The organism is Mesorhizobium sp. LHD-90, assembly GCF_030929505.1.
Classification (GTDB): Bacteria; Pseudomonadota; Alphaproteobacteria; order Rhizobiales; family Rhizobiaceae; genus Kumtagia.
In genome coordinates this window covers 231,595-243,229 of record NZ_JAVFVV010000011.1, presented here as the reverse complement: position 1 = coordinate 243,229, position 11,635 = coordinate 231,595, and the positions used below count along the sequence as shown (strand labels likewise).

The 11,635-nt window shown below is 65.3% G+C and carries 9 protein-coding genes; 4 read left to right on the top strand and 5 right to left on the bottom strand.

Annotated elements, in window-relative coordinates:
* Positions 1 to 354: 354 nt before the first annotated feature.
* Genes RB623_RS17690 through RB623_RS17675 form a run of 4 tightly spaced genes read right to left on the bottom strand, consistent with a single transcriptional unit; the run spans position 355 to position 3,863 of the window.
* Entirely contained in the window at positions 355 to 1,191 is an 837-nt protein-coding gene (locus RB623_RS17690) for a metal ABC transporter permease (protein ID WP_308058222.1), read from the bottom strand.
* Entirely contained in the window at positions 1,188 to 2,048 is an 861-nt protein-coding gene (gene sitC, locus RB623_RS17685) for an iron/manganese ABC transporter permease subunit SitC (protein WP_308058221.1), read from the bottom strand. The genes RB623_RS17690 and sitC overlap by 4 nt, the downstream gene beginning before the upstream one ends.
* Positions 2,041 to 2,946 (bottom strand): manganese/iron ABC transporter ATP-binding protein, encoded by a 906-nt coding sequence (locus tag RB623_RS17680; RefSeq protein ID WP_308058220.1) that lies wholly within the window; start codon positions 2,944 to 2,946, stop codon positions 2,041 to 2,043. Before RB623_RS17680 ends, sitC begins: the two co-directional genes overlap by 8 nt.
* Complete coding sequence (locus RB623_RS17675; protein WP_308058219.1) at positions 2,943 to 3,863, bottom strand: metal ABC transporter substrate-binding protein; 921 nt, start codon at positions 3,861 to 3,863, stop codon at positions 2,943 to 2,945. The genes RB623_RS17680 and RB623_RS17675 overlap by 4 nt, the downstream gene beginning before the upstream one ends.
* A gap of 207 nt (positions 3,864 to 4,070) precedes the next feature.
* On the opposite strand from RB623_RS17675, the gene lhgO reads away from it, so the two are divergent.
* The 4 genes from lhgO (at position 4,071) to RB623_RS17655 (ending at position 10,467) form a co-directional block, all read left to right on the top strand.
* Positions 4,071 to 5,285, top strand: a complete 1,215-nt coding sequence (gene lhgO / locus RB623_RS17670; protein ID WP_308058236.1) for an L-2-hydroxyglutarate oxidase — start codon at positions 4,071 to 4,073, stop codon at positions 5,283 to 5,285.
* Positions 5,286 to 5,575: 290 nt separating this feature from the next.
* Complete coding sequence (locus tag RB623_RS17665) at positions 5,576 to 6,751, top strand: efflux RND transporter periplasmic adaptor subunit (protein ID WP_308058218.1); 1,176 nt, start codon at positions 5,576 to 5,578, stop codon at positions 6,749 to 6,751.
* 5 nt (positions 6,752 to 6,756) lie between these two features.
* On the top strand, positions 6,757 to 9,909 hold the full coding sequence (locus RB623_RS17660) for a multidrug efflux RND transporter permease subunit (protein WP_308058217.1): 3,153 nt from the start codon (positions 6,757 to 6,759) through the stop codon (positions 9,907 to 9,909).
* A gap of 216 nt (positions 9,910 to 10,125) precedes the next feature.
* Complete coding sequence (locus RB623_RS17655; RefSeq protein WP_308058216.1) at positions 10,126 to 10,467, top strand: hypothetical protein; 342 nt, start codon at positions 10,126 to 10,128, stop codon at positions 10,465 to 10,467.
* A 163-nt stretch (positions 10,468 to 10,630) separates the two neighbouring features.
* Here RB623_RS17655 and RB623_RS17650 read toward each other — a convergent pair whose 3' ends face one another.
* Complete coding sequence (locus RB623_RS17650; RefSeq protein WP_308058215.1) at positions 10,631 to 11,635, bottom strand: alpha/beta hydrolase; 1,005 nt, start codon at positions 11,633 to 11,635, stop codon at positions 10,631 to 10,633.

Below are 11,635 nucleotides of genomic sequence, written 5' to 3'. Positions count from 1 at the left end.
AAAGCCGCTCGTCCATGATGCCAGTCTCTCGCCATCCCATCGCCGGTCCTCCCGGCGGACAAGAAAACTGTCACCCATCTATCCGGTCCATTCCGTTACCTATCTATCCGGGTCGGACACCCCTAATCCCTCCCCCCAAGGGGGAGGGGGAACTTGCCGGCCGCCATGCCGCGCAAGATCGTCGGCGATGGCGCTACACCGAGATGCCGCCGATCCCCCTCCCCCTGTGGGGGTCCGAAGGACGGGCGAGACGCGTGGCTCGCCCCGGCAGGGTTAGGGGTGGGGGTAAGTTCGCAAGCGAAGCAAGGCCGGCGCGGATTTCTTCCGCCCCGTCGACCGTGCATCGTCCGGATTTCAAGCCGCCTCGGCACGCGCCGTCCTGGCCGTCGCGACAAAAAAAGCCGCGACGAACATGCCGGTGAGCAGCAGGACGATGGTGGGAGCCGGCGCGCTGTCGATGAAGAAGGAGAGGTAAACGCCGAGAAGGGACGCGACGACGGCGATCGCAACGGACAGAACCAGCATGGCGCTGAACCTTTTCGTCAACAGGAAGGCGATGGCGCCCGGCGCGATCAGCATGGCGATGGCGAGGATGATGCCGACGGCCTTCAAGGCGCCGACGATGGTCAGCGAGATCAGGCACAGCAGTCCGTAGTGCAGCAGGCCGACGCGCAGCCCGACCGCTCTCGCCTGCGCCGGATCGAAGGCGTGCAGCAGGAAATCCCGCCATTTGATGGCGATGATGCCGGCGGTGACGATCCCGATCGCCGCCGTCTCGACGATGTCGCGGAGACCTATGCCCAGCATGTCGCCGAACAATATGTGGTCGAGATGTACGTCCGACTGGATCTTGACGTAAAGCACCAGCCCCAGTCCGAACATGCCGGAGAACACGATGCCCATCACCGTGTCCTGCTTGATGCGGCTGTTGTCCTTGAGAAAACCGGTCAGGACGGCGCAGACCATGCCGGCCGCGAAGGCCCCGACGGCATAGGGCAAGCCGACGATGTAGGCGATCACCACGCCGGGGAAGACGGCATGGCTGATGGCGTCGCCCATCAGCGACCAGCCCTTCAGCACGAGGAAACAGGAAAGCAGTGCCGCCGGCACCGCCACCAGCGCCGAGATCACCAGCGCGTTGACCATGAAGCCGAACTGGAACGGCGCAAGCAGCGTGTCGAGGACGGTCATGCCTGCGTCTCCAGCGCTTGCGCGGCCCGCCGGCGGGCGGCCAGCATGCCGTGCTTGGGCGCGAGGAAGAATGCAGCGAGGAAGATCGTCGTCTGCAGCACCACAATGATGCCGCCGGTCGCACCGTCGAGGAAATAGCTGGCATAGGCGCCGAAGAAGCTGGTCGCGGCGCCGATCGCCACGGCGATCAGCAGCAGGCGGGGGAAGCGGTCGGTCAGCAGATAGGCGGTCGCGCCGGGCGTCACCACCATGCAGATGACGAGGAAGGCGCCGACAGTCTGCAGCGCCGCGACCGTGGAGGCCGACAGCAGCGTGAAGAACATGATCTTGAGCGCAGTCGGGTTGAGGCCGATCGAGCGCGCATGGCTCTCGTCGAAGAAGACGACCATCAGGTCCTTCCATTTGACCAGCAGGATGGCCAGCGAGACGAAGCCGATGATGGCGAGCTGCAGCGTGTCTTCCGGCGTGATGGCGAGGATGTTGCCGAGCACGATGGTCTGGATGTTCACGGAAGTCGGCGACAGCGACACCATGAACAGGCCAAGGCCGAAGAAGGAGGAGAAGATCAGGCCGATGATGGCGTCCTCCTTCAGCTTGGTGCGTTGGTTGAGGAAGAGCATGGCCGCGGCGGCGAGCCCGCCGGAGAAGAAGGCGCCGATCGAGAACGGCAGGCCGAGCATGTAGGCGCCGGCGACGCCCGGCACGATCGAATGCGAGAGCGCGTCGCCGATCAGCGACCAGCCTTTGAGCATCAGGTAGCAGGACAAGAAGGCGCACACGCCACCCACCAAGGCCGACACCCACATCGCGTTTAGCATGTACTGATAGGCGAACGGTTCGGAAAGCAGCTCAGTCATCGGCCGCCTCGCGCAGCTTTTGCTGCATGGCTCCATTCTCGCCGTAAAAGACCAGCGGCCTTTCGTCGTCGGTGATCACGGCAAGGCGGCGCCGGTCGTCGTCCTGGTGCAGCCCCGCTCCTCCGAGCACGAAGTGACGCAGCACGCCCCCGAACGCCTTTTCCAGATTGGCCTGGGTGAAGGTCTCGGCTGTCGGCCCGTAGGCGAGCACCGTGTTCTTCAGCAGCACCGTGCGGTCGCAGAATTCCGGCACGCTGCCGAGATTGTGCGTGGACACCAGCATCACGCGGCCTTCGTCGCGCAGCGCGCGCAGCAGGCTGATGATAGCGTCCTCGGTCTTGACGTCGACGCCGGTGAACGGTTCGTCGAGCAGGATCACGCGGCCTTCCTGTGCCAGCGCGCGGGCGAGGAAGACGCGCTTCCTCTGGCCGCCCGACAATTCGCCGATCTGGCGCTTGCGGAAGTCGCTCATGCCGACGCGGGCGAGTGCCGCCGACACCGCCTCGCGGTCGGCCGCCTTCGGGATGCGCATCATGTTCATGTGGCCATAGCGGCCCATCATGACGACATCCTCGACCAGCACCGGAAAGTTCCAGTCCACCTCCTCGGCCTGCGGCACATAGGCCACGAGGTTCTTTCGCAAGGCGGCCGCGGCCGGCAGGCCGAGAATGGATATGTCGCCCTTCGACAGCCGCACGAAGCCCATGATCGCCTTGAACAGCGTCGACTTGCCGGAGCCGTTGACGCCCACCAGCGCGGTGATCGTGCCGGTCGGGATGGCGAAGCTGGCGTCGCGCAGCGCGGTGAGGCCGTTGCGGTAGGCGACAGTGGCGCCGCGGACGGAGAGGCCTTCCGCACCCGGCAGGGTGGCGGGGACAGGCCGAACGGCTGCGTTCATTGCGACAGCCCTTCGTCGAGACCCTTCTGGACCGTGTCGGACGTCACCCGAAGCAGGTCGATATAGGTGGGCACCGGCCCGTCGGCCTCGCTGAGCGAGTCGACATAGAGCACGCCGCCGTAATGCACGCCGGTCTCGCGCGCCACCTGCCTGGCGGGCTTGTCCGAAACCGTGCTTTCGCTGAAAACCGCGACGATGCCGTTCTCCCGCACCGCGTCGATCACCTTGCGCACCTGCCGCGGCGTGCCCTGCTGGTCGGCGTTGATCGGCCAGAGATAAAGCTCCTTCAGACCGAAATCGCGGGCGAGATAGGAAAAGGCGCCTTCGCTGGACACCAGCCAGCGCTTGTCTTCGGGGATCGTCCCCAGCTTCTCCCGGATCGGGGTGATCGTCGCCTCGATCTTGGCCTTGTATGCCTCGGCATTGGCCTTGTAGGTCTCGGCGTTCGCTGGATCGTATTTCACGAGGGCGTCGCGGATGTTGTCGACATAGATCTGCGCGTTCTTGGGCGACATCCATGCATGCGGATTGGGTTTTCCGGTGTAGGGGCCCTCGGCGATGCCCATCGGCTCGATCCCGTCCGAGACCACCGCGCCTGGCACGTCGCTCAGGTTCTGGAAGAATCTCTCGAACCAGAGTTCGAGATTGAGCCCGTTCCACAGGATGAGTTGTGCGCCCTGCGCGCGCTGGATGTCGCCGGGCGTCGGCGCGTAGTTGTGGATCTCGGCGCCCGGCTTAGTGATCGACTCGACGATCGCGGCATCGCCCGCGACGTTCTTCGCCATGTCCGCGATGACGGTAAAGGTCGTCACGACCTTGAACTTCTCCTGCGCCGCCGCGGGGCTCCAGCCGGCCGCCGCGATCGCCAGCAACCCTATCGCAGCCGCCACCACCAACCGCCGGATTTCGTCGAGCACAAACACCTCCTGTTGCGATTTGATCTCATCTGCGGCTTTCTATTTATGCAAATGAGAATGGTTTGCAATAAGAATCTGGCGATGGATTGTCGCGCTGCCGGGGTTATGTCGCCGCCGTGGCGGTTGTTTCCATCGGCCTGGCTGATGCGGTATTGCGGCTGGGTGCGGCGTCAGCGCGACACTGCAGTTTCGAAGGTCCTTGCGATGATCCATGACTTCTGCGTCGTCGGCGGCGGCATCGTCGGCCTCGCAACCGCTCTGGAACTCGTCCGCCAGCGCCCCGGCGCCAGCCTGCTCCTGCTGGAAAAGGAGGGCCGTGTGGGCATGCATCAGACCGGCCACAACAGCGGCGTCATCCATGCCGGCATCTACTATGCGCCGGGCAGCCTGAAGGCAAAACTCTGCGTCGAGGGCCTGAGCGCCACCAAGGCGTTCTGCGACGAGCATGGCATCGCCTACGACACCTGCGGCAAGCTGATCGTGGCGACCAACGAGGTCGAATTGCGCCGCACCGAGGCGCTATACGAGCGCGCCACCGCCAACGGGATCAAGCTGTCGCGTGTCAGCGCCGGCGAACTGGGGGACATCGAGCCGAACATCACCGGCATCGGCGCGCTGCTCAGCCCGGAAACGGCGATCGTCAGCTACCGGCAGATCTGCGAGACGATGGCCGATCTGTTGCGGGAGGCAGGGGCCGACATCCGACTCGGCAAGGCCGTCACCCGGATCGAGGAAGAAACGGACCGCGTGCGGATCGAAGCCGACGGCGAGGCATGGTCGGCGCGCAAGCTCGTCTGCTGCGGGGGATTGCAGGCCGACCGGCTGGCGCGCCTGGCCAGCGCCAAGGTCGATTTCCGCATCGTGCCGTTCCGCGGCGAATATTTCGTCCTGCCGTCCGCCAAGAGCCGGATCGTAAAGCACCTGATCTATCCGGCCCCCGACCCGGACCTTCCCTTCCTCGGCATCCACCTGACGCGCATGATCGACGGTAGTGTCACCGTCGGCCCGAACGCGGTGCTCGGGCTTTCGCGCGAAGGCTATCCGAGACTGTCATTCAACCTGCGCGACACGCTGGATCTCGTCACCTTCAAGGGATTCTGGAAGCTGGTGGCGAACAACCGCCGGCACGCCGCGGCGGAACTCAGGAATTCGCTGTGGCGAGGCGGCTACCTTGAGGAATGCCGGAAATATTGCCCGAGCCTGACCATCGATGACCTGCAGCCTTATCCGGCGGGCATCCGCGCGCAGGCGGTCACGTCGAGGGGCGAAGCGATCCACGATTTCCTGTTCGCCGGGACCGACCGGACGCTGCATGTCTGCAACGCGCCGTCCCCGGCCGCGACATCGGCGATCCCGATCGGCCGGATGATCGCGGCAAAGATTCTAGGAGAGCGCACGTCTATGGTCGCAAACACCGGATAGATCGCCTGCGATGCCGATCGGCCCACAGCGGTCGCGCAGCGCGCCCCTGCACTACGCCCGGACAACTCGGCAGTCGCCTTCGGGATGACGCGAGGGAGCGGGGGAACTGGCCAGGCCCGGCGAAGGCAAAGTCGACGACATGCCGGGAGGAACATCCCCAGCCGGCGTTCTCTGGATTTGAGGCCTATCACTCGTCACAAGCCTGTCCTAAAATCCTCAGCCAAAAGCTTTGTTAACCGCCTGTCGTCATTGAAGCTTTTCGACCTGATTTTGAGGGGGAGGCCGCCATCGTGCCATTGTCCGGATTGCGTTCGTCGCTGTTGGCGTTGGCGGCCTGCTGCGCCCTTGTCGGGCCCACCTCGGCCCAGGAGGCGGAAAAGCCGCCGGCAGCCGTCGAAACCGCCGCCGTCAAACTCGGCGAGGTGACGCGCCAGGGCAAATTCGTCGGCACGGTACAGGCGATCCAGCAGGTGAATCTGATGGCCCGCGTCGAGGGTTTCCTCGATTCGGTCAACTTCCAGGAAGGCAGTTTCGTCAAGGCCGGCAGCCTGGCCTTCGGCATCGAGAAGGACACCTATCAGGCCGCGCTCGACGGAGCGAAGGCCACGCTGCAATCGGCGCAAGCCAGCGTGACCGGTGCGGATGCCAACCTCAAGCAACAGCAGATCACGCTCGACCGCCAGATCGCACTGCTGAAGACCAAGGACGTGCCGCAGTCGACGGTCGACCAGGCGACCGCCTCGCGTGACACCGCTTCCGCCCAACTCGGGCAGGCGCAGGCGCAAGTCGCGCAGGCGGAGTCGCAGGTCAAGACCGCCGAACTCAACCTTTCCTACACCGACGTCACGACGCCGATCAGCGGCCGCATCGGCAAGGCGCAGATCACCGTCGGCAACCTCGTCTCGCCGTCCAGCGGCACGCTCGCCACCGTCGTCCAGACCGACCCGATCCGCGTCGTCTTCTCCATCTCCGACCGCGAATATCTGCAAGTCGTCGACGCATTAAAGCCGAACAACAAAGGCCTCGTCGCAGGTGCGTCAAAATACCAGCCCACGCTCACGCTCTCCGACGGCACCACATACAACCAGCCCGGCAAGATCGGTTTCATTGACAATACGATCGACCCCAACACGGGCACCATCGCCGTCTATGCCGAGTTCCCCAACCCCGGGCTGCAGCTCGTCCCCGGCCAGTATGTTTCGGTAACCGTGCAGGTCGGCCAATCCGTAGAGCTGCCGCTGGTGCCCGCCTCGGCCGTCCTGCAGGACAAGGATGGCGCCTATGTGTTCGTCCTCGGCGACGGCAACCGCGCCGTGATCCGCCGCGTCACCCTGGGGGAACGGGTCGGCGTCGACTGGTCGGTGCAGTCAGGGCTTGCAAGCGGCGAGATCATCATCGTCTCCGGCATCCAGAAGGTGCAGGCCGGCGTCGTGGTGAACCCCACTCCAGCTAAATCGGGGAACTGAAAAAGATGTTCGCCGACATCTTCATCCAGCGCCCGCGCCTGGCGATGGTCATCGCCATCCTGATAACGCTGGCCGGCGCCATCGCGCTGCTCAACATCCCGGTCGCGCAATATCCCAACATCACTCCGCCGACCGTCCAGGTGACCGCGACCTATCCGGGCGCCGACGCGCAGACGCTGGCCGACACGGTCGCGATCCCGATCGAACAGCAGGTCAACGGCGTCCAGGACATGATCTACATGGCCTCGACCGTGAGTTCGACCGGCAGCTACACGCTGACGGTGAGCTTCGCCGTCGGAACCGATCCCGACATCGCCCAGGTCAACGTGCAGAACCGCGTGGCGCTGGCCACCCCGCAACTGCCCTCCGCCGTGACGCGCCTCGGCGTCAACGTGCGCGCCCAGCAGCCCAACTTCCTGCTGATCATCAACGTCTTCTCGCCCAAGGGCACGAATGACGGCCTGTTCCTGTCGAACTACGCGCAGATCAACGTCGTCAACCCGCTGTCGCGCGTCAACGGCGTCGGCTCGGCCACGCTGATGGGTCCTCTCAACTATTCGATGCGCATCTGGCTCGATCCCGAGCGCATGGCGGCACTGGGCATCACCACCGACGATGTCACCAACGCCATCGAGCAGCAGAACGTGCAAGCTGCGGCGGGCCTCATCGGCGCACCGCCGATCCCCGACGACCAGGTGCTGCAATATTCGATCACCGCGCTCGGCCTGTTGGACAGCCCGGAGGAGTTCGGCAGCATCATCGTGCGGACCAGCGAAGCCGGCGGCATCGTCCGCGTCCGAGACATCGCGCGCATCGAGCTTGGCGCCCAGACCTACAGTTCGGTCAGCCGGCTCAACGGCGCCCCCTCCGCCACCATCGCCATCTACCAGTCGCCGGGGTCGAACGCGCTGGGCGTCGCCGCGGGGGTAAAGACCGAGTTGGAACAGTTGAAAAGCCGCTTCCCCGACGACGTCTCCTACCAGGTGATCTACGATTCGACCGACTTCGTGCGTGCCACCATCGACGAGATCATCCATACGCTGATCATCACCGCCGTCATCGTGCTGGTCGTCGTGTTCGTCTTCCTGCAGGACTGGCGCGCCACGCTGATCCCGGCGGTGACCATCCCCGTTTCGCTGATCGGCGTCTTCGCGGTGCTGCTGGCGTTCGGATTCTCGGCCAACACAGTCACGCTGTTCGCGCTCATCCTCGCCATCGGCCTTGTCGTCGACGACGCCATCGTCGTGGTCGAAAACGTCCAGCGCGTGATGGAGGAGCAACCGGGAATCACTCCGGCCGAGGCGGCCAGCATCGCCATGCGGCAGGTGACGGGCCCGATCGTGTCGACCACGCTGGTGCTGATCGCGGTGTTCCTGCCGACCGCCTTCCTGCCCGGCATCACCGGCCAGCTCTACCGGCAGTTCGCTATCACCATCACTGCGTCGGTCACCATCTCGGCAATCAACGCGCTGACGCTCAGCCCGGCGCTCTGCGCCGTTCTGCTGCGGCATCCCAAGCCGGCGCGGGGGCCGTTCCGCTGGTTCAACGTCGGGCTGGACGGCACCCGCAACGGCTACACAGGCATCACCGGCTTCCTGGCGCGCCGCTCGCTCGTCGCCGGCCTGCTGGTGGTGCTGGTCGGCGGCGCGGCCTACTGGATGTTCACAAAGACCCCGACCGCCTTCATCCCCAACGAGGACCAGGGCATCCTGTTCGTCAACGTGCAACTGCCGGACGCCGCCTCCCTACCGCGTACCCAGGCCGTGCTCGACAGGGTCAAGGATATCGGGCGAAGCATCGACGGCGTCGCCAACGTCGTCACGGTGTCGGGCTACAGCCTGCTCACCGGCGCCTCGCAGCCCAATAGCGGCCTGGCCCTCATCGTCATGAAACCGTGGGAAGAACGCAAGACGCCGGAGACCGGCCTGCGCGGCATCTATGCGAACCTCAGCCGCCAATTTGCGGGACTGTCGGAAGCCAACGTCATCGCCTTCCCGCCGCCCGCGATCCCCGGCGTCGGCAATGCCGAAGGTTTCGACTTCCGTCTCGAGGCGCTCGGTGGCCAGTCGCCGCAGGAACTCGCGCAAGTCATGCGCTCCTTCATCGTCGCGGCCAACGCGGATCCGGCCATCGGCTCGGCCTATTCGACCTTCTCGTCCGAGGTGCCGGGCATCTTCCTCGACATCGACCGGGTGCGCGCCGAGCGGCTGAATATCCCGATTTCGACCATCTTCAACACTTTGCAGGCGCAGCTCGGCTCGGCCTATGTCAACAATTTCAACATTCTGGGCCAAGTCTATCAGGTCAATGTCGCGGCGGACCAGCAATTCCGGCGCACTCCTGAGGACATATTGACACTCTATGTCCGCAGTTCCACCGGGGTGATGGTGCCGGTGCGCGCCTTCGCCACCGCCACCACGACACTGCAGCCGACATTGCTCACCCGCTACAACCAGTTCACCAGCGCGACGATCAACGGCACGCCGGCGCCTGGCGTATCGTCCGGCCAGGCGATGGACGCGCTGACAAAAGTCGCGGCGACATCGCTGCCGGCCGGCTACGCCTTCGAATGGTCAAGCCTTTCGTATCAGGAGGCGCTGGTCAGCAACCAGACCATCGTGGTCTTCGCACTGGCGATCCTGTTCGGCTATCTGTTCCTCGTCGGCCAGTATGAAAGCTGGACCATCCCCTTCGCGGTCATCACTTCGGTGACCGTGGCCGTGCTCGGCGCCATCCTCGGCATCAGGGCAGTAGGCCTCGGCCTCAACATCTACGCGCAGATCGGGCTCGTGCTTCTGATCGGTCTGGCGGCAAAAAACGCCATCCTGATCGTCGAGTTCGCCAAGGAAAGCCACGAATCCGGCAAGCACATCGTGGAAGCGGCGATCGAGGGCGGGCATATGCGCTTCCGCGCCGTGCTGATGACCGCGCTGGCCTTCATCCTTGGCTCGGTGCCGCTGGTGATCGCTACCGGCGCGGGAGCGGCCAGCCGCGTCTCGCTCGGCGCAACTGTGGTCGCCGGCATGCTTGCGGCCACCTGCATCGGCATCCTCGTCATTCCCGGCCTCTACGTGCTGTTCGGCCTGATCGGCGAGCGCACCGGCCACCTCTTCCGCCGCAAGAAGCCGGTCGAGGCGGCGAAATCCGCGGAAGGCTAGACGCCCCCCCCCCCCGGACGCCGCCGAACGTTCGCCGCCGGGAGCGCGCCGCACGGACGCCTCTCCCGGATGCGGCGAAGCCAAGTCGAGGTTGACTCCGCCCTTGCTGTCCCTCCCTGCTCGGCAGGGACAGGCGCGAGACGCGCCTGTCACAATCGCGAAACAATACCCAGCCGAAACGAAATCGAATCGAAACGAACGGGTCTTCATAGGTCGATGGCGGCCGAAATCTTCCGGCCGCCTGAGATCGGCATGCGCGCCCGGCGTTTCCGGGCCGGGCGGCTCCGCCACCACGCCGGTCCGTGCGGAGGTGGCGACGTGGACAGGAACGAGCCGAGATTTTTCTGCAAGCGGGAACCCTCCGGCAAGTGGGCGGTGTGGGATTCCGTTCGCAATACCCTGGCTACGCTGGGCGGCGGGCCACTGCATGGACGCGAGGAGATACGCGCCCGCTCCGCCTGCAAGATCCTGAACGCCATCTACCGGAGCGAGCTCGACGCGGACTCGATCCGCGAGCGCAACGGGATGGACAAGGGGATCGCGCGCGAAGCCCGGTAGCGCCTTCCCGCCCCGGCCGCGCGCGACACGAAGCAGCGATGAGACGGGCGGACCATCTCATCCCGCTCCATCGCACCGCTGCTTCGACAGCGTCGAAACCGGCCGACCCGCGAAGGATGACAATCGCACAAGCGAGCCACCCTGGCACAGACATTGCTGCCGTTCATTTGCCGGCGAAGGATCTGCGAAGCACTTCTGCGAACTGCTGCGCATGCGGCTCGAAGCCCATGTGGTCGCCGGGGAAGGCGACCGGCGCGGTCTCGAGACTTTTCGCCAGCGCACGGCCCATTTCTTCGATCGGCTGGCCCGCCGAGCCTTCGCCGATCGCCACCACGATGCGCGGCGCGCCCGCCTTCAGCGCGGCGACGTCGGGGCGGTAGGTCGAGAGCGGCAGCATGCCGTGCGCCAGCCAGTACTCGAAATTGCCGCTGACGCGGACGAATGTCTCGGCCGCCTCAGGGGGCATGTCGGAACCGGGCGGGCCGGCGGGCTCGGCATCAGCCGGAACTTCGCCAGCCGCCTGTCCCTCCGCGCCGTGCCCCGGCCCAGCGTCCAGATCGTTCATGCCGAAGAATTTTGCCATCGCGGCGTCGACGCCCTCCCGTTTGTAGGTGTCGTGGATATCCTTGTCGGCGGCGAGCTGCGCTGTGGGATCGTCGAGCAGCATGATGGCCGGCGGTTCGTGCACCACCAGCGTCCTCACCTTCGCCGGATGACGGACCGCAAGCTCGAGCCCGATCTGTGCGCCGCCGCTGGTGCCGAACACATAGGCCGGGCCGTCGCCGAGTGCATCGATCAGAGCCGCGGCGTCGTCGGCCTGCACGCCGAGGTCGAGGTCGCCAAGCGGCGCATCGGTCGTGGTGCGTGAATTGCCGCGCGGATCGTAGGTCACGACCGTATAGAAATGCGAAAGCCGAGCTGACAGTTCGGCGAAGACGCCGGCGTCCTGCGGCCCGCCCGGGATGATCAGCAGCGGCGGGCCGGAACCTTGCCGCTCGTAGTAGATGCTCGCGCCGGGCACTTCGAGGGTGAACGCCTTCGGTTCGGTCATGAAAAACTCTCCCTGGGTTTGCGTTGTCTTTTCGGTGGCTTGAGCGCCGACGTCCGGCACGCCGGACAGCAGCGCCGCGGCCGCGATGCCGGCCAGCAAGGTCATGCGCACCTTCAT